Origin of the sequence: Mesorhizobium sp. WSM3866, assembly GCF_002294795.1 — a bacterium.
Classification (GTDB): domain Bacteria; phylum Pseudomonadota; class Alphaproteobacteria; order Rhizobiales; family Rhizobiaceae; genus Mesorhizobium.
The window spans coordinates 179,251-199,948 of the sequence record NZ_NSGC01000002.1; the positions used below are offsets into that span (position 1 = coordinate 179,251).

The following is a 20,698-nucleotide window of genomic DNA, read 5'->3' on the forward strand; positions in this document are numbered from 1 at the left end:
GCTCAGAGCCGCTTCAGATCGGTGACGGTGAGGTCGCTTTGGGCATTGCCGGTGTTGAGGGTGGTCGCCGGCTCGAACATAAGCACCACGGGCTCGATAGTCAGCGAACGCGGCCGATGCTCGACGCCGCGCGGCACGACAATGAAATCGCCCTCGCCGAGCTCGACCGGTCCATCGCGGAAATCGATGGCGATCTTGCCGCGCAGCACGAGGAAGGCCTCGTCCTCGTCATCATGCGCGTGCCAGTCGAAAACCTCGCCGAACTTGGCGACCTTGGCCTGGCTGTCATTGACGTCGCCGGCGATGTGCGGATCGAAGACCTTGGCGATCTTCGCATCCGCCGCCTCGACCAGGTTTATCTTGCGCGGAGGCATCCGCTTTAGCCCTTCACCGCCTTGACGATCTTCTTGGCCGCGTCGTCGAGGTCGTCTGCCGAGACGACGTTCAAGCCGCTGTCATTGATGATCTTCTTGCCGAGCTCGGCATTGGTGCCTTCCAGCCGCACGACCAGCGGCACCTTCAGCCCGACTTCCTTGACCGCGGCGATCACGCCCTCGGCGATGACATCGCACTTCATGATGCCGCCGAAGATGTTGATCAGGATGCCTTCGACCGCCGGATCCTTGGTGATGATCTTGAAGGCCGCCGTCACTTTCTCCTTCGAGGCTCCGCCGCCGACATCGAGGAAGTTGGCCGGCTCGGCGCCGTAGAGCTTGATGATGTCCATCGTCGCCATGGCGAGGCCGGCGCCGTTGACCATGCAACCGATATTGCCCTCGAGCGCGACATAGGCGAGGTCGTATTTCGACGCCTCGATCTCCTTCTCGTCCTCTTCGGTGGTGTCGCGCAGCTCCATCACGTCGGGATGGCGGAAGAGAGCGTTGTTGTCGAACGACACCTTGGCGTCCAGCACGCGCAGCCGGCCGTTCTTCATGACGATCAGCGGATTGACCTCGAGCAGGCTCATGTCCTTCTCGACGAAGGCCCTGTAGAGCAGCGGGAACAGCGTGTCGCCGTCTTGCGCCGCATCGCCGTCCAGCTTCAGCGCGGCGTTGAGCTTCTTCACATCATCGGCCGTCACGCCCTTTTCCGGATCGATGGCGACGGTGAGGATCTTCTCCGGCGTGTCATGCGCCACCGCCTCGATATCCATGCCGCCCTCGGTCGAGACGACGAAGGCGATGCGCCCGACCGAACGGTCGACCAGGATCGACAGATAGAGCTCACGGTCGATATCGGCGCCGTCCTCGATATAGAGGCGATTGACCTGCTTGCCGGCGGGTCCGGTCTGCTTGGTGACCAGCGTATGACCGAGCATCTCATTGGCGTTGGCGATCACTTCCGCCGCCGACTTCGCCAGCCGAACGCCGCCCTTGGCGTCGGCTGGCAGTTCCTTGAACTTGCCCTTGCCGCGGCCGCCGGCATGGATCTGGCTCTTCACCACATAGAGCGGGCCGGGCAGCGTCTTGGCGGCGGCTTCCGCCTCGCTTGCCTTGAACACCGGAACGCCGCTTGCGACGGGCGCGCCGAACGACTTCAGCAGCGCCTTGGCCTGATATTCATGGATGTTCATGCGCTTGGTCTCCGGAGAAGGACGATTACTTGCCGGCGAGATGCGGGGCGATCTTGGTGCAGGCCTCGGTGAGGCCCTGCACGGCCGCCACCGAATTGTCGAACATCTTCTGCTCGGCCTTGGAGAGGTCGATCTCGATGACGCGCTCGACACCGCCGGCGCCGATCACCACGGGGACGCCGACATAGGTCCCCTTGACGCCGTACTGGCCGGACAGGTGCGCCGCGCAGGGCAGCACGCGCTTCTTGTCTTTCAGGTACGATTCGGCCATGGCGATGGCCGAGGCCGCCGGCGCGTAATAGGCTGAGCCGGTCTTCAAGAGTCCGACGATCTCGGCGCCGCCGTCGCGAGTGCGCTGCACGATCTGGTCGAGCTTCTCCTTGGAGGTCCAGCCCATCTTGACGAGGTCGGGCAGCGGGATGCCCGACACGGTCGAATAGCGGATCATCGGTACCATCGAATCGCCATGGCCGCCGAGCACGAAGGCGGTGACGTCCTCGACCGAGACCTTGAACTCTTCCGCCAGGAAGTAGCGGAAGCGGGCGCTGTCCAGCACGCCGGCCATGCCGATGACATGGCTGGTCGGCAGGCCCGAAAACTTCTGCAGCGCCCAGACCATGGCATCGAGCGGGTTGGTGATGCAGATGACGAACGCCTTCGGCGCGTATTTCTTGAGACCCGCGCCGACCTGTTCCATGACCTTGAGATTGATGCCGAGAAGATCGTCGCGGCTCATGCCGGGCTTGCGCGGCACGCCGGCGGTGACGATGCAGACATCCGCGCCCTCGATGCCGGCATAGTCGTTGACGCCTGTCAGTCTGGAGTCGAATCCGTCGACCGGCGAGGACTGGGCGATGTCGAGACCCTTGCCCTGCGGAATGCCCTCGGCGATGTCGAATAGCACCACGTCGCCGAGATCCTTCAGGCCGATCATATGGGCGAGCGTGCCGCCGATCATGCCCGAGCCGATGAGCGCTATCTTGTTGCGTGCCATGTCAGGATGTTTTCCCTTTGTCTGTGACGGTGCCGTGACGGGGGCCGGGGGCCGGAAGGAATGCGGGAAACCGCGGGATTTCGCCGAACCCAATAGCTCCGGCATGGAGAAAATTCAAACGGTTATTTTGCACCCAGTGTTTTCAATCGGTTAGATGCATTGGGAATTACGTAAACGTCAAAATTTTCGAAGGTAACTGAACAGAATTTATACAATAAACGATGAAATCAGAAGGCCTTCATCCCGGCGATGACGCCGTTGTGATTTTAGGACGGGCGGACAGGCAAGTGGGGCGGCCGAGCGGTTTGGGAGGTGCGCATTCAAGCGACGAAGCGCTTATCGCTTCGCGCCGCTCTGTCTAAGGATGACGACTCCAGGCGGCTACGTTCACGCCTGCCGCGCCTCCGCGGGCTCTGCCCCGACTTGCCGCCTCTCCGCCCAGCCTTCCAGCCAGTCGCGGCTCTGCATTTCGATCAGCCGCGAGGCGGTGCGCTCGAATTCGAAGACTTCCGTGCCGCGCCTGGCGGTGTAGAGCCCTTCGGGGGGAGCCGCGGCGCTCATCACCAGCCGCATGTGGTGGTCGTAGAGCGTGTCGATGAGCAGAATAAAACGCTTGGCTTCGTTGCGCTTGCCTTCCCCGAGCACCGGCACATGGTCGATGAAGACGGTCGAGAAGCGGTCGGCGATGGCCAGATAGTCGCGCGCGCCGAGCGGCTTTTCGCAGAGATCGGCGAAGGAGAAACGGGCGGCATCGCCGGCAGCGCGCGGGACCACGAGCTGACGCCCTTTGAGCGTCAGCGTCATCGCCTCGGTCGGCCTGCCATGTGTCATCGTCTTCCAAGCGTCGTCGAGCGCGCGGTCGGCCGCGGCGTCGGCGGGCGTGACATAGATCGGCAAGCGGTTGAGCTTTTCCTGCCGGTAGTCCTTTTCGGCATCCAGCGTCAGCACATGCGCATGACGTTCGAGCAGGCCGATGAAGGGCAGGAAAAGCTGCCGGTTGAGGCCGTCTCGATAAAGGTCATGAGGCGCGACGTTGGAGGTGGCGACCAGCACGACGCCTTTGGAAAACAGCGCCGAGAACAGGCGCGACAGGATCATGGCATCGGCAATGTCGGTGACCGAAAACTCGTCGAAGCACAGCACCCAGGCCTCCTCGGCCAGCGCCCGCGCCACCGGCGGGACCGGATCGTCTTCCTTGACATCGCCGTTCTTGCGCGCCGCCCGGTGTTTTTGGATGCGGTCCTGCACGTCGGCCATGAAATCGTTGAAATGGACGCGGCGCTTTCGCCTGACCGGCAGGAGATCGAAGAACATGTCCATCAGCATCGTCTTGCCGCGCCCGACGCCGCCATGGATGTAAAGGCCCTTGACGGCCTCGCGCGGCTTGTTGCTGCGCGCGAACAGCCAGCCCAGCGCGCTCGATTTCTGCGCCAGCCTTTTTGCGGAGATCTCGTCGGTCAGCCGGTCGAGCGCGGCGACGACGCGCTCCTGCGCCGGATCGCGTTCGACCACGCCGGTTTCGACCAGATGGTCGTAGCGCTGCCTGACGGTCGCATGCGTCTGAAGGCCGTCACGCAGGTGCATAGGTCACGTCGTTCTCGGGCAATTTCGGAAAGCGGCTTGCCATCCGAAACTGCGTGAAACAATAGGGGAGGGTCCGCCCTACCTTGTAAGCGAGATCGGCTGGCCGTTGGAAGTCTGGCCGTCGAACTTTTCGCCGCCGGAGGAATAGAGCCTGGCCAGCGTGCCGCCGTTTTCGTCGTAGAGCGTCAGCTGCTTGCCGGCGACATTCCACGACTTGATGCCGTCGATCGGAGCCGGGCAATGCAGCGGACCGGCGCGGTAGCCGGCGCCGAACTTGGTCTGCGGCGTCGCCACTTTGCAGCTCTGGCCGGAGACACTGACATTCCAGACGCCGGCGACGCTGGCCGCGGTCAGGTCCGCGGCGCCCGTGGGCGCCGAACCGTCCGGCGGCAGCGAAGCCATCTGACTGTTCTTCGGCGCGGTGGGGAATTGCGACGGGTCGGTGGTGCCCGGAGCAGCCGGCGGCGGCAGCTGGTTCTGCGTCACCGTGCCGGAGGGCGCCGGCGTGAGCGGCGCCGGCTGCTGATCGTCCATCGATGAGAAGCGCGAGGTCGAGCAGCCGCTCGCAACGAGCGCGGCCAGCGATACGGCCAAAAGGCCAGTCTTCGAAAAAATCATTCCAACCTCCGTCGGATCCGGTGGGGGGCGCCGTCCGCGTAAACACTCGCTTCACCAAGATGGCGAAGGTGGCAGAATTTCAACCCGATATGGTTAAAATAGGGTTTTCGGAGCTGGTGTTGCAAATTTGTCGCGACGGCCTTGCTCACCGCGGCCCCAATCGAGAAGTTGGACCCTAACGTATTGAAGTTTCAGGCTCGCAGCCGCGCGCTGGGCACGAAGACATACCCGTCCGGACCAACGATATAGCATTCGCGCAAGCCATGCGGCTTGTCGATCGAGCCGGCCAGCACGATGTGGCCGAGTGCTGCGGCCTTTTTTTCGACCGCATCCGGATCGGCGCCATAGAGGCGCAGCTCGATGCCGGCGCCACGCGTTTCGGCTCCGGCGAAGACGCCGGTTATCGGATTGTCGAGATAGGAATGGTCGGCATGCAGCATGAAGATCGAGCCGAGCAGCTCGATGGCCGCGAAATCCTCGTCGGCATAGATGATGCGCGCGCCTAGCACATCGCGGCAGAAAGCCTCCATCGCCGCCATGTCGGTGACAAGCAAGTTGACGCCCAGCCCATGCGACAGCGAGCGGCCGAAATCCTCGGCCTTCATCCACGGTGTCCCGGTCCGCTTCTTCGCCACGGTGCTGTCCCTCCACACATCGTCGATCCTAGTCGAAGCCGACCGTTGGCCCTTGGCATTCCCCAGCAAAATGCTTGCGCCAGGCGGCGGCGTCCTTATTTCAGGACAAGCGACAGGGAGTGGGCGGAGAAACGATGGCCGCAAGAACAAGAGCAGCCAACCGCTACTATAGCGGCCCACTCAGCGATCATTTCGACGGTAGCCTCTTTTTCAATCCCGAGGGCAGGCCGCCGGCGCGCTTCACCGATTTGCTGAAATGGCAATTGAGCGGTGGGCGCTCGAAATGGCCGGCGGCCTGGCCGAGCCCATATCCCCAGGCGAAGCCCGAACAACGGATCGAAGGCGCCGCGCTTCGGCTCACCATGGTGGGTCACGCCTCGCTGCTCATCCAGACAGCCGGCCTGAATATCCTGACCGACCCGGTTTGGTCCGAGCGTGCCTCGCCTTTCGGCTTCGCCGGACCGAAGCGGGTCAACGCGCCGGGCATCGCCTTTTGCGACTTGCCGCCGATCGACCTGGTGCTGCTCAGTCACAACCACTACGACCATCTCGACCTCGCGACCCTCAAGCGGCTAAAGCAAAGCCACGACCCGATGGTGATCACGCCGCTCGGCAACGATGCGATCATCGGCACTGCCGTGCCCGGCATGCGAGTGTCGGTACATGATTGGGGCGACAGCGTCGAAGTCGCCAGCGACGGCATCATCCACATCGAGCCGGTGCATCACTGGTCGGCGCGTGGCGGGCGCGACCGCCGCATGGCGCTTTGGGCGGGATTCGTCATCGATACGGCGGGCGGCAAGGTCTATTTCGCCGGCGACACGGGCTTCCACGGCGGCACCAACTACCGCCGAATGGCGGAAAAGCATGGCTGGTTTCGGCTGGCCATCCTGCCGATCGGCGCCTATGAGCCGCGCTGGTTCATGGCCCCGCAGCACCAGAATCCGGCGGAAGCCGTCCAGGGCATGAGGCTGTGCGGCGCCGTCCATGCTGCCGGCTGCCACTGGGGCACCTTTCAGCTCACCGACGAACCGATCGAGGAGCCTGCGCAAAAGCTCGCCGAGGCATTGGCGGCCGAAGGCATTTCGCCGGAGCGTTTTCGCGCCATGCGCCCGGGCGAAGCATGGGATGTGCCGCCGCCTGGCTAAGGAACCCAGCCCGGGCAAACGCGTTGGTTGCACAACGCAAATCCGCCTCGGAGCCTTCCATGATCAAATGGATCATCATCCTTCTTATCGTTGCCGCCGCGGCAAGCCTGCTTGGCATGCCCGCGCTGGCCGGCGCCGCCGCCACAGGTGCCCGCATCCTGATCGGTATTGTGCTGATCATCTTCCTGCTGATCGTGCTCGGCGTCTTCGCCGTGACTTAGCCCGCATATTCGCCGCGGCAGGCCAGAGCCGCGTCCTGGCCGGGAGTCGCGTTGCACTGGTAATTCCCGCCCGTTTCCGCCATATAGCGCCAAACGGAATTGGAACGACCGGTTAGATGGCAGGCACTGCCCCATTCGCCAAGATGAACGGCATCGGCAACGAGATCATCGTCGCCGATATGCGCGGCCGTGCCGACAAGGTGACGGCAGCCGCGGCGATTGCCCTCAATGCCGACGCGGCGACCAAGTTCGATCAGATCATGGCGATCCATGATCCGCGCACGACCGGCACTGCTTATTACGTCGACATCTTGAATTCGGACGGCACCGGTGCGCAGGCCTGCGGCAATGGCATGCGCTGCGTCGTGCAGGCGCTTGCGGCCGAGACCGGCCAAAAGACCTTCACCTTCGAAACCCGCGCCGGCATTCTCAATGCTCAGGAACATGCCGACGGCTCGATCTCGGTCGACATGGGCAAGCCGCGTTTCGGCTGGCAGGAGATCCCGCTTGCCGAGGAGTTCCGCGACACTCGCATGATCGAACTGCAGATCGGCCCGATCGATGCGCCGGTGCTGCATTCGCCTTCGGTCGTCTCGATGGGCAATCCGCACGCGATCTTCTGGGTTGATCGCGACGTCTGGTCCTACGAGCTCGACCGATTCGGTCCGCTGCTCGAGAACCATCCGATCTTTCCCGAGCGCGCCAACATCACCATCGCCCAGGTCACCTCGCCCGAGATGATGATCATCCGCACCTGGGAGCGCGGCGCGGGTCTCACCAAGGCCTGCGGCTCCGCGGCCTGCGCCGCCGTGGTGGCTGCCGCCCGCACCAAGCGCACCGGCCGCAGCGTGTCGCTGATCACGCCCGGCGGCGGCGAGCTCAATGTCGAGTGGCGCGACGACGATCACGTCATTTTGACCGGCGCGGCCGAATGGGAGTTTTCCGGCAGCTTCGACCCGTCGACCGGCGCCTGGGCCCGCGACACCGAAAGCGCCGCCTGATGTCCGCTCTTCAAAAGGGCCCGGCGCCCGAAGGGCCTATCGGCAACGGTATCGACGTCGTCACGTTCGGCTGCCGCCTCAACACCTATGAATCGGAGGTGATGCGCCGCGAGGCCGAGAGCGCCGGCCTCGGCGCGCTGGAAGGCGGCGCCGTCATCTTCAACACCTGCGCCGTCACCGCCGAAGCCGTGCGCCAGGCCAAGCAGGCGATCCGCAAGGCCCGTCGCGAGAACCCTGAAGCGCGCATCATCGTCACCGGCTGCGCCGCGCAGACCGAGCCGCAGAATTTCGTCGCCATGGACGAGGTAGACCTGGTGCTCGGCAATGAGGAGAAGCTCAAGGCGAACTCCTACCGCGCGCTGCCGGACTTCGGCGTCAACGATACCGAGAAGGCGCGCGTCAACGATATCTTCTCGGTGCGCGAGACGGCGAGCCACATGGTCGACGCCATCGAGGGCCGGGCGCGCGCTTTCGTGCAGGTGCAGAATGGCTGCGACCATCGCTGCACCTTCTGCATCATTCCTTACGGCCGCGGCAATTCGCGCTCGGTGCCGATGGGCGCCGTGGTCGAGCAGGTCAAGCGTCTCGCAGCCAATGGCTATGCCGAGATCGTGCTCACCGGCGTCGACATGACCAGCTTCGGCGCCGACCTGCCGGGCAGCCCGAAACTTGGGAAGCTGGTGAAGACGATCCTGCGCCAGGTGCCCGAGGTGAAGCGGCTGAGGCTGTCGTCGATCGATTCCATAGAAGCCGACCACGAGCTGCTCGACGCGATTGCCACCGAGCCTCGGCTGATGCCGCATTTGCACCTGTCGCTGCAATCGGGCGACGACATGATCCTGAAGCGCATGAAGCGGCGGCATTTGCGCGATCAGTCGATCCGCTTCTGCGAGGACGTGCGGAAGCTCCGTCCCGGCATCGTCTTCGGAGCCGACATCATCGCCGGCTTCCCGACCGAGACCGAGGCGATGTTCAAAAACTCGGAGAAAATCGTCGAGGAATGCGGCCTGACGCATCTTCACGTCTTCCCGTTCAGCCCGCGCGAGGGCACGCCCGCCGCGCGCATGCCGCAGCCGCGCCGCGAGGTGGTGAAAGAGCGCGCCGCACGGCTGCGCGCCGCCGGCGAGGCCGCCTATCGCCGCCATCTGGCCGCCCTTGCAGGCACGCGGCAGTCGATCCTGATCGAGCGCGACGGGCTCGGCCGCACCGAAGGTTTCACGCTTGCCGCGATTGGCGTTGGACAGCCGGGTGAGATCGTCGAGGCGGTTGTCACCGGCCATGACGGCGCCCGGCTGATCGCGGCGCCGCTCGCCGCGCAAGCCGCCTGAGACTGCAAGACGTATGGCTGGTTTCTTCAAGAAGATATTTTCGTTCGGCAAGAAGGAAGTCGTCGAGGAGCGCGTCGACGAGACCGCGCCCCTGCCGCCGATCAAATGGGACGCGCTCGAGGCGCTGAAACCGGAAACCGAGCAGGAGCCTGCGTCCCGCAGCGCCGACGCCGTCGCCAATCACCCTCGAGCCGCGCTCGGCACCTCCCCCATCGAGGGGGACGCAGGACCTGCGCCACAACCGGTTCCCGAGGAGCCGAAGACCGAACCCCCACCGGACATTCCGCCGGCGCCGGAGCCCGTCATCCCGCCGGCACCGGAGCCGGTTGTTCCATCCGAGCCGGAGCCGCTGCCGCAGCCCCAGCCGGAAGAAGAGCCGCGGCCCGCCCCGGAGCAGCCGCAGCCGCCTGCACCCGAGGAAGTGCCTGCTCCGCCCGAACCTGCACCTGAGCCGGTGCCCGCGCCGGCACCGCAGGAGGTGCCTGCACCCGCGCCGGCCGAGCCGGAGATCGAGCCTTCGCGTCCGGAGCCGCAGCCGGTGCCGGGGCCTGTCGAAGTGCCGACGACGCCCAGCGAAGTCCCGGCCGAGGCGCCAGCGCCGATCGAAGTTCCACCGGGCGAGGCACCTTCTATCGAGCCATCTTTAGAGGTCGGCGCCGCGTCTCATCCGCCTGCCGGCACCTTCTCCCCGTATAGTGACGGGCAGAAGGAAGAAGCGCCAACGCCGACGCCCCCTTCTCCGCGTTCTTCACGGGGAGAGGATGAGGGTGAGGCGCAGCGTCAGCCTGCGGAGGATTTGCCGCCACCGGAGCCGGCTCCGCCGGCGGAAGCCCTGCCTCCCATTCGCCAGGCTGCGCCGGTCGAGCCGGGGCGGATCCTTGCCGAGATCGCGCCCGAGCCGGAAGCCGTCCCCGCGCCGCCGCCGACCCCCCCTGCCGGCAAGGTGACGGTCGCCAAAAAGGTCGAGCAGAAGGCCGAGCCGCAGAAGGCACCGGAGCCGGCGCCGCGACGCTCCTGGTTCCAGCGCATGCGCGACGGGCTTGCCCGTTCCTCGCGCGAGCTCACCGGCAACATCGCCGGCGTCTTCACCAAGCGCAAGCTGGACGAAGACACGCTGCAGGATCTGGAGGACGTGCTGATCCGCGCCGATCTTGGCGTCGAGACGGCGCTGCGCGTCACCGATTCTCTCGCCTCAAGCCGATACGGCAAGGACGTTTCCGACTCGGAGGTCCGCGCCGTGATGGCGGCGGAAGTCGAAAAAGTCCTGACCCCGGTCGCCAAGCCGCTCGAGCTCGATCTCAGCCACAAGCCGCATGTCATCCTGGTCGTCGGCGTCAACGGCACCGGCAAGACCACGACCATCGGCAAGCTGGCGGCCAAGCTGACCGAAGGCGGGCTTTCGGTCATGCTGGCGGCCGGCGACACGTTCCGCGCGGCCGCCATCGAGCAGCTGAAGATCTGGGGCGAACGCACGAAGTCGCCGGTCATCGCCACCAAGCTTGGCGCCGACGCTGCCGGCCTCGCCTACGATGCCTTCGAGAAGGCGAAGGAGGCAGGCTCCGACGTGCTGATCATCGACACGGCCGGCCGCCTGCAGAACAAGACCGAGCTGATGGCGGAGCTGGAAAAGATCGTGCGCGTGCTGGGCAAGCTCGATCCGGAGGCGCCGCACACCGTGCTGCAGACCGTCGACGCCACCACCGGTCAGAATGCGCTCAGCCAGGTCGAGATCTTCCGCAACGTCGCCGGCGTCAACGGCCTGGTGATGACCAAGCTGGACGGCACGGCGCGCGGCGGTATTCTGGTGGCGATCGCCGCCAAGCATGGATTGCCGGTCTATTTTATCGGCGTCGGCGAGCAGGTCGACGACCTCGAACCCTTCTCGGCCAGCGAATTCGCCAGAGCGATCGCCGGCGTTGCTTGAACGATCCCAAAAGCGCCGACTTTCGGGACAACAAGGACTTTCATGAACATCCTCGAACGCGACCCGTCCGACCCGCAGAAACAGAAGAAGGAGGGCATCAACCCCCCGCTCAAGCTGGTGCTCGAGCTCGGGCCGCTGCTGGTCTTCTTCTTCGCCAATGCGCGCGGCGAATGGCTGGCGCAGAAATTTCCGGCCTTGGCCGAGCTCGGCGGCCCGATCTTCGTCGCCACCGGCCTGTTCATGGCCGCCACCGCGTTGGCGCTGATCGCCTCGTGGCTGCTCACCCGCACCTTGCCGATCATGCCGCTGGTGTCGGGCGTCGTCGTCCTTATCTTCGGCGCGCTGACGCTCTATTTGCAGGACGACGTCTTCATCAAGATGAAGCCGACCATCGTCAACACGCTGTTCGGCGGCGTGCTGCTCGGCGGTCTTTTCTTCGGCAAGTCGCTGCTTGGCTATGTCTTCGACTCGGCTTTCAGCCTCGATGCCGAAGGCTGGCGCAAGCTCACCTTCCGCTGGGGCCTGTTCTTCCTCTTCCTGGCCCTCGTCAATGAAGTCGTGTGGCGGAATTTTTCAACCGATGCCTGGGTTACCTTTAAGGTCTGGGGCATCATGCCGATCACGCTTCTCTTCACCTTCAGCCAGATGCCGCTGATCATGCGCCACTCGCTGGAGGAAAAAGCCAAGGAAGAGCAGGCGAGTAAATAGAGCAGGTTCCGGGGAGGGGGCGGCATGGAATTCCTCACCACGCGCGATGAGCTGAGGACGATCTACAAGACGCCGCGGCCGACCGACGGGTCGATCCGCAAGGAACTCAAGGCGCTCGATGGCCACTGCCGTTCCTTCATCGGCAAGAGCCCATTCGTGCTGATCGGCTCCTCCGACGGCGCCGGCAATGCCGACGTGACCCCGAAGGGCGACAAGCCCGGCTTCACCGCCATCCTCGACAGTTCCACCATCGCCATCCCTGACCGTCCAGGCAACAACCGGCTGGACACGCTGGAAAACATCGTTCGTTACCCGTCGGTAGGGCTGCTCTTCCTCATTCCCGGCATGAACGAGACGCTGCGCGTCAACGGCGAAGCCCACATAACCATCGACGCCGGACTGCGCGCCCGCCTGGCCGTCGACGGCAAGGAGCCGCTGAGCGTCATCGTGGTGACGGTCAAGGCCGCTTACATGCACTGCGCCAAGGCCTTTATGCGCTCCGAGCTGTGGGAGCCGGAGACCTGGTATGACCGCGCGAGCCTGCCGACGCTCGGCCAGATCATCCGCGACCAGCTGGCGCTTACAGAGAGCGCCGGCGAGATCGACCGCGAACTGGACGACGATTACCGGCAGACCATGTGGTAGGCTCCCGGGCACGATTCGTCCGAACCGCCCCCGTCACCCTTGCTGAACCTCCTCGCCATATCCGGCAGCCTGCGCGCCGCCTCGACGAATTCGGCCCTTGTCGCGGCGCTTGCCGCCAACGTGCCTGCAGATTGCCGCGTCACCGTCTATGACGGGCTCGGCCGCTTGCCGATCTTCAACCCGGATGAAGAGGGCGAGCGCACGCCGTGTGAGGCAAGATACCTGATCGAGGCCGTCACCCGCGCCGATGGCGTCATCGTCTCCTGTCCCGAATACGCCCATGGCGTGCCGGGCGGCATGAAGAACGGGCTCGACTGGCTGGTGTCGCGCGACGCCGCCGTCGGCAAGCCGGCGTTGCTGGTGCACGCCTCGCCGCGCTCGCTCTTTGCCCGCGCCGCCCTTGCCGAGATCATGCGCACGATGTCCTTCGCGCTTTACGAAGAGACCGCGCTGGAGTTCGCGCTGCTCGGCAAGAAGCCGTCGGAGGTGGAAGAAATCCTGGCTGAGCCGACCAGTCGGCAGGCGATGCGCGACGCGGTTCGGGCTTTCGCCGGCTTTATCCGCGGCCGCTGACGCCGATGCCGGTCAATAGGTCTTCGCCCCATTCACCATCAGCCAGACCACATAGAGCGAGGTGGTGCCGCAGATGTAGAGGCGGTTGCGCTTGGCGCCGCCGAAGACGCAGTTGGCGACGACTTCCGGCACTTTGATCTTGCCGATCAGCGTGCCGTCCGGCTCGTAGCAATGGATGCCGTCGGCGGCGCTCGTCCAGATGCGCCCGCTTTCGTCGAGCCGGAAGCCGTCGAACAGGCCGGCCGTGCAGTCGGCGAAGACCTTGCCGCCCGAGACCTTCTTGCCGGCCTTGCCGACATTGAAGACGCGGATATGCGCGGGGTTCTTGGCGCCATGGGTGCGGCCCGTGTCGGCGACATAAAGCAGGCTTTCATCGAGCGAGAAGGCGAGCCCATTGGGCCTGACCATGTCGGTGATGACGGCATCGATGTCGCCCGTGCCGGGGTCGACGCGGTAGACATTGCAGGCGCCGATCTCGCTCTCGGCGTGGTCGCCTTCATAATCGCTGTCGATGCCGTAGGCGGGATCGGTGAACCAGATCGAGCCGTCGGAACGGACGACGACGTCGTTGGGCGAGTTGAGCCGCTTGCCGCGCCATTTGTCGGCGATGGTGGTGACCGAACCGTCATGCTCGGTGCGGCTGACGCGGCGGCCCGAATGCTCGCAGGTGATCAGCCGGCCCTGCCGGTCGACGGTATTGCCGTTGGAATTGCCGGACGGCTGGCGGAAGACGCTGACGCTGCCATCGGTCTCGTCGTAGCGCAGCATGCGGTTGTTGGGGATGTCGGACCAGACGAGGTAGCGGCCGGCGGCGAACCAGGCCGGGCCTTCCGCCCACCGGCACCCGGTGAACAGCTTCTCAACCCGCTCATTGGCGTTGAACAGCCGCGAGAAACGCGGATCGAGAAGTTCATAGTCAGCGGCCGTCATGCTTTCCCTCCCGGCAATCAAAAGACGCGCGATCAAGCCAGCACAGAGCGGAGAAGGCAAGATCGCGGATGCCTCTCACGGCATGTTGACGCGTGGAGGGGCTAAGACGCCATTAACCGGCTATGCGCTGCTTGCAATGGTGCATTGCAACATCTTTCTTTTGCAATGCACCATTCCTATGTCATTCTCGCAATCGATCAGGGAGGAATAACTCAGAAGGAACCTCGTCATGATCTTCGATAACCTCGTCACCCGCGCTCGCACCAACCTCGCCAAGCGCCGCCACTACAATCGTCTCGTCGCAGAAATCGAGAACCTGTCGAGCCGCGATCTCGCCGATCTGCGTGCCGACCGCTCCGAGATGCTCTACCAGATCCACAAGCAGATTTACGGTTGAGTCCGAGGCCTGTCGAGCCGGCCTTTGCGCCGCGTCGCTTCGCTCCTTGCCTCGCACTGGAATGACGACGCAAGGGGCGCCTAACCCGAAACCGCCAGGGCCTTCTCGATCTGCGGCAACAGCAAATCCTTCGCCGATTCCGGCGTCAGCGGCCCGACATGCTTGTAGGCAATCTTGCCGTCCTTGCCGATGACGAAGGTCTCCGGCACGCCGTAGACGCCCCAGTCGATCGCCGCGCGCCCGGCCGGATCGACGCCGATCGCCTGGTAGGGATTGCCGAGATCGCCAAGGAAGCGACGGGCGTTTGCCGGCTCGTCCTTGTAGTTCAGCGCGGCAAGCGTGAACCGCTTGTCCTGCGACAGCGCCAAAAGCACCGGATGCTCTTCCCGGCACGGCGCGCACCATGATGCGAAGACGTTGACCAGCGTCACCTTGCCGGCGAAGTATTTGGAGTCCAGCCCCGGCAGGTTCGAGCCTTCGAGCGGCGGCAGGTTCGTCTGCGGCGCCGGCAGGCCGATCAGGGCCGAGGGAATTTCAGACTCGTCGCGGCCGGACAAAAGCTGCGACAGGAACAACCCCGCCAAGCCCAGGAAAACCAGCAGCGGAAGCAGCACGAACAGGCGGCGACGGGGCGACGCCGGAGCTCCGGTTTCCGCGCTCACGGCTTCGCCGTCCCGACTTTGTCGGAGCGCCGCCGCACGCCGGCCGCGTCGAGCGCCGCGAGCTCACGCTTGCGCGCCCGCCGGTCAATCAGGATCCAGCCGATCAGCCCGACGAGCACGATCGCGCTGATGGCATAGGCGGCGGCGACATAGAGAGCATGCGCGCTCATACCAGCCGCTCCATCTGCGCACCTTCCGCGCTTGCCATGCCAATCCGTTCGACCATGCCTTCCCTTAACTCTGCGTCACAGGCCGCGCAATCAGGCGCGGCGCTAAAGTTGAGAAACGCCCCAGAGCCTCAATCCGTCCCGTGTCGCAACGCCAGCGCTGCCGCCAGCGGCCCGACCACGGCAAGAAACAGCGTCAGCGCGGCAAGAATGAGGAAGGGCTGCAGGAACGGCGCGGGATCGGCCACCGCGCCATAGCTCGCCGAGACGCCGAAGATCAGCACCGGAATGGTGAGCGGCAGCACCAGCACGGAGATCAAGAGCCCGCCGCGCGGCAGCGCCACTGCCACGGCCGCGCCGGCGGCGCCGATGAAGGTTATGGCCGGCGTGCCGACAAGAAGCGTAAATGCCGTCGCGCCGATACCGAGCGGCTCCATGTTCATGAACAGGCCGAGCAGAGGTGCCGCGATCACCAGCGGCAGCACGCTGCCCGCCCAATGCGCCAGGCACTTGGTCAGCACCGTCAACGCCAGCATTTGACGGTCGCTGTTGAGCACCAGAAGATCGAGCGAGCCGTCCTCCCGATCGGCCTGGAAGAGGCGATCGAGCCCAAGCAGGCAGGCGAGCAGGGCGGCGATCCACAGGATCGCCGGACCGATGCGCGACAACAGGTTGAGGTCGGGCCCGACGCCGAACGGGATCGTGGCAATCACCGCCAGGAAGAAGATGACGCCGATCAGCGCGCCGCCGCCGGCGCGGATGGAGAGGCGGATATCGCGGAGGAAGAGGGCTAGCATGACTTGATATGCCTTCGCCCAGGGGTGCCTCGCGCCGACATCAGTCACCCATCCTCAACGTCTTTGCTCCCTCGAGCCCGAGCGGCAAATGCGTGGCCGCCACGATGATGCCTCCCTCTCGGCAATGCCCTCTCATCAATCCCGCGAATCGTTCCTCCGAAGCCTTGTCCAGCCCTGCGGTCGGTTCGTCGAGCAGCCAGACCGGCCGGCGGCTGACCAGGAGCTTCGCGATCGACGCGCGCCGCCTTTGCCCGGTCGAAAGGTAGCCGAACGGCAGGTGCCCGAGCCCATCCAAGCCGACCGTCTCCAGCGCCTGCCCCACGCTCAAACCAGCCTCGCCCTGGAAGGCGCGCCAGAAGCCCAGGTTTTCTTCGACGCTGAGGGCGGTCTTCATCGCATTGAGATGGCCGAGATAGTGCGAGGCCGAATCGACCGATGGAAACTCGTCGCCGCCGCCCTCGACCTTCACCTTGCCTTCGGCCGGCGGCAGCAAGCCGGCGACGACCCGCAAAAGGGTCGATTTGCCGGCGCCGTTCGGCCCGGTGACGACGAGTGCCTCGCCCCTGTCGAGGGCGAATTCGATGCCGGAAAAAACCGTCTCGCCGCCGCGCTCGCCGCCCAGATTTTCGGCGATCAGCCGCATCCTTGCCCGTCCCGAAAGCACCGTTTCGCGGCCGCCGCCGCATCGCACAAATTTGCTTTTCGACTGTCTAGAACTATTCCAGAAAATTCTCTATATGCGGTTCATCCGTGCCAGCGGTCGGCGCGGGAACAGAATTAGCGCCGAACCAGCGCACGCGCCGCCTTCAACGGCTCGGGTTGCTCGGGAGCGGACAGCGGAAATGGCCGTACCCGCACCTTTGCGCGTGATTGCATGCCAACGGCGTCCGTTCCCTTTCAGGCTGAACAGACAAGGACGGATCGCCGTGACGAAATCCCTCGATAGTTTCAACTGCCGCCGCACCCTGACCGTGGGTGGCGCGGACTATGTCTATTTCGACCTCGCAGAGGCGGAGAAAAACGGCCTTGGCGGCATTGCCCAGCTGCCCTATTCGATGAAGGTGCTGCTGGAGAACCTGCTGCGCAACGAAGACGGCCGCTCGGTCACCAAGGAAAGCATCCAGGCGGTCGCGGCATGGCTCACCGACAAGGGCACTGCCGGCGTCGAGATCGCCTACCGCCCGGCGCGCGTGCTGATGCAGGATTTCACCGGCGTTCCGGCCGTTGTCGATCTCGCGGCCATGCGCGACGGCATCAGGGCGCTCGGCGGCGATCCGGAGAAGATCAACCCGCTGGTGCCTGTGGATCTCGTCATCGACCACTCCGTCATCGTCGACGAATTCGGCACGCCGATGGCCTTCGCCCGCAATGTCGAGCTCGAATATGAGCGCAACGAGGAGCGCTACAAGTTCCTGAAGTGGGGCCAGCAGGCCTTCCGCAACTTCCGCGTCGTGCCGCCGGGCACCGGCATCTGCCACCAGGTCAATCTCGAATATCTGGGACAGGTGGTGTGGACCAACGCGGAAGAGGGCGAGACCACAGCCTATCCCGACACCTGTGTCGGTACCGATTCGCACACCACCATGATCAACGGCCTGGGCGTGCTCGGCTGGGGCGTCGGCGGCATCGAGGCCGAGGCCGCGATGCTTGGCCAGCCGGTCTCCATGCTTCTGCCGGAGGTGATCGGCTTCCGCCTCACCGGCAGGCTCAAGGAAGGCGTCACCGCCACCGACCTCGTGCTCACCGTCACCCAGATGCTGCGCAAGAAGGGCGTCGTCGGCAAGTTCGTCGAGTTCTTCGGCCCAGGCCTGTCCAACATGACGCTGGCCGACCGCGCCACCATCGGCAACATGGCGCCGGAATATGGCGCCACCTGCGGCTTTTTCCCGGTCGATAGCGAGACCATCCGCTATCTGACAATGTCCGGCCGCGAGGAAAGCCGCATCGCGCTGGTCGAGGCCTATTCCAAGGCGCAGGGCATGTGGCGCGACGCCGGCTCGGCCGATCCGGTCTTTACCGATCTGCTCGAGCTCGATCTCGGCGACGTCGTGCCGTCGATGGCCGGCCCGAAGCGCCCGGAAGGCCGCGTCGCGCTGCAGGATATTCCCGCCGGCTTCGCCAAGGCGATGGAGACCGAGTACAAAAAGGCCGTCGAGATCTCGAAGCGTTACGCCGTCGAAGGCACCGCTCACGATCTCGGCCATGGCGACGTCGTGATCGCCGCCATCACTTCGTGCACCAACACCTCCAACCCAAGCGTCTTGATCGGCGCCGGCCTGTTGGCTCGCAATGCCAACCGGCGCGGCCTGAAGCAGAAGCCGTGGGTGAAGACCTCGCTGGCGCCCGGAAGCCAGGTGGTCGCCGAATATCTCGAGAAATCCGGCCTGCAGAAGGAACTCGACCAGATCGGCTTCAACCTGGTCGGCTTCGGCTGCACCACCTGCATCGGCAATTCCGGCCCACTGCCGGCGCCGATCTCCAAGACCATCAACGACAAAGGCCTGATTGCTGCCGCGGTGTTGTCCGGCAACCGCAACTTCGAAGGCCGGGTTTCTCCGGACGTCCAGGCGAACTATCTCGCCTCGCCGCCGCTGGTGGTGGCGCATGCGCTGGCCGGCACCGTCACCAAGGACCTCACCACCGAGCCGCTCGGCGAGGGCAGCGACGGCAAGCCGGTCTATCTCAAGGACATCTGGCCGACCTCGGCCGAGATCCAGGAGTTCATCGAGAAGAACGTCACGCGCGAGCTTTTCGCCCGCAAATATGCCGACGTCTTCAAGGGCGACGAATATTGGCAGAAGGTGAAGGCGCCGGAAGGCCAGACCTATGCCTGGGACGATCATTCGACCTATGTGCAGAACCCGCCTTATTTCGCCGGCATGGGCCGCGCCTTCGGCAAGGTCGGCGACATCAAGGGCGCGCGCGTGCTTGGTCTCTTCGGCGACAAGATCACCACCGACCACATCTCGCCGGCCGGCTCGATCAAGGCGGCTTCGCCGGCAGGCAAGTACCTCACCGAGCACGGCGTCGGCGTCGCCGACTTCAACCAGTACGGCACGCGGCGCGGCAACCATGAGGTGATGATGCGCGGCACCTTCGCCAACATCCGCATCCGCAACCACATGCTGGGCGAGAACGGCCGCGAAGGCGGCTACACGATCCACTATCCTTCGAAGGAGGAGATGTCGATCTACGACGCGGCCATGGAATACAAGAAGGAAGGCGTGCCGCTAGTCATCTTCGCCGGCGTCGAATATGGCAACGGCTCCTCGCGCGATTGGGCAGCCAAGGGAACCAACCTCCTTGGTGTCCGCGCCGTCATCGCCCAGTCCTTCGAGCGCATCCACCGCTCGAACCTGGTCGGCATGGGGGTCATCCCCTTCGTCTTCGAGGACGGCACCTCATGGGCTTCCCTCAACCTCAAGGGCGACGAGCTGGTCGAGATCGACGGCCTGGATGCCATCAAGCCGCGCCAGAAGATGACGGCCAAGGTCACCTATGGCGACGGTACGCTGAAGAACGTGCCGATCATCTGTCGCATCGATACGCTGGACGAACTCGACTACTTCAAGAACGGCGGCATCCTGCAATACGTGCTGCGCGATTTGGCTGCGTAGCGACAGGGAATAGGCGGTAGGCATAGGCAGGGGGAGATTTTCCCACTGCCTGGTGCCTACTGACGTCCTAGTTAAACTGCGGCAGGCCAAGCATTCTCCGCCCGGCTCAAAGTCCAAGTCCGATTGGCGCGCAATAGAAATCCTCCGGCAGCAGCAAACTTACCCCAACGCGGCGATGCGGTCCCGAAATCGAACCGGGTCGAAAAATGCAGCGGCCCCTCCTGTCGCCGCCTTACCTGCGGTCGCGGCGACAAAATTTCACCGCAACGTGACTTCCCGTTGACTGTCCGTTCTGCCACATATTTTAGCAACCAGAACAAGGCCGGCGTGACCGGCGGGAATTGGAACGGTCATGGCATTGCGAGGACCATTGCGGCTTACGGCAGTTGCGCTGGTCCTCACGGCGTTGAGCCGCGTGGCCTCAGCAGCCGAGCTTGAGAAAGTCGCGACCGGCAAGCCGCAGACTGAAAAGCCTTTGGGCGTCGTCGAGTTGTTCACCAGCCAGGGCTGCAGCTCCTGTCCGCCGGCCGATGAATTCTTTGCCGAGCTGGCGGCGAAGGAAAATGTCGTCGCGCTCGCTTATCACGTCAATTACTGGGACTACCTGGGCTGGCAGGACACGCTGAGCAACAAAGAGAACACCGAGCGGCAGTATGACTATATGCGCGCCTTCGGCAGCCGTTCGGTCTACACCCCGCAAGCCGTCATCAACGGCCGCAGCCATGTCAACGGCGCCAACCGCAAGGAGATAGACGGCGCGCTGGCCCGCATGGACAGGGCCGGCGAGGGCATGCGGGTCGGCATCAAGGTGAGCCGCACCAGCGATCGGGTCATGATTGACGCCGGCGATGCCGGCAATGGGCCGACCGACGCCCATGTGGTGATCGTCTATTTCGATCCGCCGCAGATGGTGAAGATCGGCCAGGGCGAAAACAGCGGCCGCAACATGACCTATTGGAACGCCGTTTCCGACATCCAGATCGCCGGCATGTGGAACGGCAAGGCGCAGCGTTACGAGCTGCCGATGACGGAGATTGCGAAGAAGGGCGGCTGTGCCGTGCTGCTGCAGTCCGTCGGCAAGGACGGCGTCCCGGGACCGATTCTCGGCGCCGCGCTCATCCGCAAGCCTGACCGGCTCTGACGGCTCCGCTGACAAAACCTGATCGCCGACGAAAG

The 20,698-nt window shown here is 64.5% G+C and carries 22 protein-coding genes; 11 read left to right on the top strand and 11 right to left on the bottom strand.

Annotated features, from left to right (window positions below):
* Positions 1-2: 2 nt before the first annotated feature.
* The 6 genes from CK222_RS04975 to CK222_RS05000 all read right to left on the bottom strand — a co-directional run bounded on the left by CK222_RS04975 (position 3) and on the right by CK222_RS05000 (position 5,404).
* Positions 3-374: a cupin domain-containing protein gene (locus CK222_RS04975; protein ID WP_095799608.1), complete on the bottom strand. Its 372-nt coding sequence runs from the start codon at positions 372-374 to the stop codon at positions 3-5.
* A gap of 5 nt (positions 375-379) precedes the next feature.
* Positions 380-1,573 (bottom strand): ADP-forming succinate--CoA ligase subunit beta, encoded by a 1,194-nt coding sequence (gene sucC / locus CK222_RS04980; protein WP_095799609.1) that lies wholly within the window; start codon positions 1,571-1,573, stop codon positions 380-382.
* A 25-nt stretch (positions 1,574-1,598) separates the two neighbouring features.
* Positions 1,599-2,567, bottom strand: a complete 969-nt coding sequence (mdh, locus tag CK222_RS04985; protein ID WP_067323649.1) for a malate dehydrogenase — start codon at positions 2,565-2,567, stop codon at positions 1,599-1,601.
* A 387-nt stretch (positions 2,568-2,954) separates the two neighbouring features.
* Positions 2,955-4,151 (bottom strand): cell division protein ZapE, encoded by a 1,197-nt coding sequence (gene zapE, locus CK222_RS04990; RefSeq protein WP_067323651.1) that lies wholly within the window; start codon positions 4,149-4,151, stop codon positions 2,955-2,957.
* 78 nt (positions 4,152-4,229) lie between these two features.
* The gene (locus tag CK222_RS04995) at positions 4,230-4,769 is read right to left on the bottom strand and encodes a protease inhibitor Inh/omp19 family protein (protein WP_067323653.1); all 540 of its coding nucleotides are present in this window, start codon (positions 4,767-4,769) and stop codon (positions 4,230-4,232) included.
* A 191-nt stretch (positions 4,770-4,960) separates the two neighbouring features.
* Positions 4,961-5,404 carry a VOC family protein gene (locus CK222_RS05000; RefSeq protein ID WP_245307486.1) on the bottom strand — a complete coding sequence of 148 codons (444 nt, stop codon included), beginning with the start codon at positions 5,402-5,404 and terminating at the stop codon, positions 4,961-4,963.
* 134 nt (positions 5,405-5,538) lie between these two features.
* Here CK222_RS05000 and CK222_RS05005 point away from each other — a divergent pair, with 134 nt between their 5' ends.
* The 8 genes from CK222_RS05005 to CK222_RS05040 all read left to right on the top strand — a co-directional run bounded on the left by CK222_RS05005 (position 5,539) and on the right by CK222_RS05040 (position 12,952).
* The gene (locus CK222_RS05005; protein WP_095799610.1) at positions 5,539-6,552 is read left to right on the top strand and encodes an MBL fold metallo-hydrolase; all 1,014 of its coding nucleotides are present in this window, start codon (positions 5,539-5,541) and stop codon (positions 6,550-6,552) included.
* Positions 6,553-6,611: 59 nt separating this feature from the next.
* The gene (locus CK222_RS05010) at positions 6,612-6,773 is read left to right on the top strand and encodes a DUF1328 family protein (RefSeq protein ID WP_066991727.1); all 162 of its coding nucleotides are present in this window, start codon (positions 6,612-6,614) and stop codon (positions 6,771-6,773) included.
* Positions 6,774-6,889: 116 nt separating this feature from the next.
* Positions 6,890-7,774 carry a diaminopimelate epimerase gene (dapF, locus tag CK222_RS05015; protein ID WP_095799611.1) on the top strand — a complete coding sequence of 295 codons (885 nt, stop codon included), beginning with the start codon at positions 6,890-6,892 and terminating at the stop codon, positions 7,772-7,774.
* Positions 7,774-9,102 (top strand): tRNA (N(6)-L-threonylcarbamoyladenosine(37)-C(2))-methylthiotransferase MtaB, encoded by a 1,329-nt coding sequence (gene mtaB / locus CK222_RS05020; protein WP_095799951.1) that lies wholly within the window; start codon positions 7,774-7,776, stop codon positions 9,100-9,102. Before dapF ends, mtaB begins: the two co-directional genes overlap by 1 nt.
* A 13-nt stretch (positions 9,103-9,115) precedes the next feature.
* The gene (gene ftsY, locus CK222_RS05025) at positions 9,116-11,026 is read left to right on the top strand and encodes a signal recognition particle-docking protein FtsY (RefSeq protein ID WP_095799612.1); all 1,911 of its coding nucleotides are present in this window, start codon (positions 9,116-9,118) and stop codon (positions 11,024-11,026) included.
* Positions 11,027-11,068: 42 nt separating this feature from the next.
* Positions 11,069-11,734 (top strand): septation protein A, encoded by a 666-nt coding sequence (locus CK222_RS05030; protein WP_095779961.1) that lies wholly within the window; start codon positions 11,069-11,071, stop codon positions 11,732-11,734.
* 24 nt (positions 11,735-11,758) lie between these two features.
* Positions 11,759-12,379 carry a pyridoxamine 5'-phosphate oxidase family protein gene (locus CK222_RS05035; protein WP_066991742.1) on the top strand — a complete coding sequence of 207 codons (621 nt, stop codon included), beginning with the start codon at positions 11,759-11,761 and terminating at the stop codon, positions 12,377-12,379.
* A gap of 39 nt (positions 12,380-12,418) precedes the next feature.
* Positions 12,419-12,952, top strand: a complete 534-nt coding sequence (locus CK222_RS05040) for an NADPH-dependent FMN reductase (RefSeq protein WP_095799613.1) — start codon at positions 12,419-12,421, stop codon at positions 12,950-12,952.
* Between the two features lie 12 nt (positions 12,953-12,964).
* Here CK222_RS05040 and CK222_RS05045 read toward each other — a convergent pair whose 3' ends face one another.
* The gene (locus CK222_RS05045) at positions 12,965-13,882 is read right to left on the bottom strand and encodes an SMP-30/gluconolactonase/LRE family protein (protein ID WP_095799614.1); all 918 of its coding nucleotides are present in this window, start codon (positions 13,880-13,882) and stop codon (positions 12,965-12,967) included.
* 229 nt (positions 13,883-14,111) lie between these two features.
* On the opposite strand from CK222_RS05045, the gene CK222_RS05055 reads away from it, so the two are divergent.
* Positions 14,112-14,279 carry a hypothetical protein gene (locus CK222_RS05055; protein WP_082953829.1) on the top strand — a complete coding sequence of 56 codons (168 nt, stop codon included), beginning with the start codon at positions 14,112-14,114 and terminating at the stop codon, positions 14,277-14,279.
* Positions 14,280-14,359: 80 nt separating this feature from the next.
* On the opposite strand, the gene CK222_RS05060 is transcribed toward CK222_RS05055, so the two are convergent.
* From CK222_RS05060 to ccmA, 4 genes are all read right to left on the bottom strand, one after another.
* Complete coding sequence (locus CK222_RS05060; protein ID WP_095799616.1) at positions 14,360-14,941, bottom strand: DsbE family thiol:disulfide interchange protein; 582 nt, start codon at positions 14,939-14,941, stop codon at positions 14,360-14,362.
* The gene (ccmD, locus tag CK222_RS05065) at positions 14,938-15,111 is read right to left on the bottom strand and encodes a heme exporter protein CcmD (protein ID WP_095799617.1); all 174 of its coding nucleotides are present in this window, start codon (positions 15,109-15,111) and stop codon (positions 14,938-14,940) included. Before ccmD ends, CK222_RS05060 begins: the two co-directional genes overlap by 4 nt.
* 128 nt (positions 15,112-15,239) lie before the next feature.
* The gene (ccmB, locus tag CK222_RS05070; protein ID WP_095799618.1) at positions 15,240-15,905 is read right to left on the bottom strand and encodes a heme exporter protein CcmB; all 666 of its coding nucleotides are present in this window, start codon (positions 15,903-15,905) and stop codon (positions 15,240-15,242) included.
* A 40-nt stretch (positions 15,906-15,945) separates the two neighbouring features.
* Complete coding sequence (gene ccmA / locus CK222_RS05075; protein ID WP_095799952.1) at positions 15,946-16,548, bottom strand: heme ABC exporter ATP-binding protein CcmA; 603 nt, start codon at positions 16,546-16,548, stop codon at positions 15,946-15,948.
* A gap of 283 nt (positions 16,549-16,831) precedes the next feature.
* On the opposite strand from ccmA, the gene acnA reads away from it, so the two are divergent.
* The gene (gene acnA, locus CK222_RS05080) at positions 16,832-19,522 is read left to right on the top strand and encodes an aconitate hydratase AcnA (RefSeq protein WP_067323680.1); all 2,691 of its coding nucleotides are present in this window, start codon (positions 16,832-16,834) and stop codon (positions 19,520-19,522) included.
* Between the two features lie 352 nt (positions 19,523-19,874).
* Positions 19,875-20,663, top strand: a complete 789-nt coding sequence (locus CK222_RS05085; RefSeq protein ID WP_067323682.1) for a thioredoxin family protein — start codon at positions 19,875-19,877, stop codon at positions 20,661-20,663.
* The last annotated feature ends 35 nt before the right edge of the window (positions 20,664-20,698 follow it).

Excerpts from the sequence above, each read along its gene's own strand:
- CK222_RS04975 (WP_095799608.1), bottom strand. The coding sequence starts at position 374 with ATGCCTCCGCGCAAGATAAACCTGGTCGAGGCGGCGGATGCGAAGATC.
- sucC (WP_095799609.1), bottom strand. The coding sequence starts at position 1,573 with ATGAACATCCATGAATATCAGGCCAAGGCGCTGCTGAAGTCGTTCGGC.
- mdh (WP_067323649.1), bottom strand. The coding sequence starts at position 2,567 with ATGGCACGCAACAAGATAGCGCTCATCGGCTCGGGCATGATCGGCGGC.
- zapE (WP_067323651.1), bottom strand. The coding sequence starts at position 4,151 with ATGCACCTGCGTGACGGCCTTCAGACGCATGCGACCGTCAGGCAGCGC.
- CK222_RS04995 (WP_067323653.1), bottom strand. The coding sequence starts at position 4,769 with ATGATTTTTTCGAAGACTGGCCTTTTGGCCGTATCGCTGGCCGCGCTC.
- CK222_RS05005 (WP_095799610.1), top strand. The coding sequence starts at position 5,539 with ATGGCCGCAAGAACAAGAGCAGCCAACCGCTACTATAGCGGCCCACTC.
- CK222_RS05010 (WP_066991727.1), top strand. The coding sequence starts at position 6,612 with ATGATCAAATGGATCATCATCCTTCTTATCGTTGCCGCCGCGGCAAGC.
- dapF (WP_095799611.1), top strand. The coding sequence starts at position 6,890 with ATGGCAGGCACTGCCCCATTCGCCAAGATGAACGGCATCGGCAACGAG.
- mtaB (WP_095799951.1), top strand. The coding sequence starts at position 7,774 with ATGTCCGCTCTTCAAAAGGGCCCGGCGCCCGAAGGGCCTATCGGCAAC.
- ftsY (WP_095799612.1), top strand. The coding sequence starts at position 9,116 with ATGGCTGGTTTCTTCAAGAAGATATTTTCGTTCGGCAAGAAGGAAGTC.
- CK222_RS05030 (WP_095779961.1), top strand. The coding sequence starts at position 11,069 with ATGAACATCCTCGAACGCGACCCGTCCGACCCGCAGAAACAGAAGAAG.
- CK222_RS05035 (WP_066991742.1), top strand. The coding sequence starts at position 11,759 with ATGGAATTCCTCACCACGCGCGATGAGCTGAGGACGATCTACAAGACG.
- CK222_RS05045 (WP_095799614.1), bottom strand. The coding sequence starts at position 13,882 with ATGACGGCCGCTGACTATGAACTTCTCGATCCGCGTTTCTCGCGGCTG.
- CK222_RS05055 (WP_082953829.1), top strand. The coding sequence starts at position 14,112 with ATGATCTTCGATAACCTCGTCACCCGCGCTCGCACCAACCTCGCCAAG.
- ccmD (WP_095799617.1), bottom strand. The coding sequence starts at position 15,111 with ATGAGCGCGCATGCTCTCTATGTCGCCGCCGCCTATGCCATCAGCGCG.
- ccmB (WP_095799618.1), bottom strand. The coding sequence starts at position 15,905 with ATGCTAGCCCTCTTCCTCCGCGATATCCGCCTCTCCATCCGCGCCGGC.
- ccmA (WP_095799952.1), bottom strand. The coding sequence starts at position 16,548 with ATGCGGCTGATCGCCGAAAATCTGGGCGGCGAGCGCGGCGGCGAGACG.
- CK222_RS05085 (WP_067323682.1), top strand. The coding sequence starts at position 19,875 with ATGGCATTGCGAGGACCATTGCGGCTTACGGCAGTTGCGCTGGTCCTC.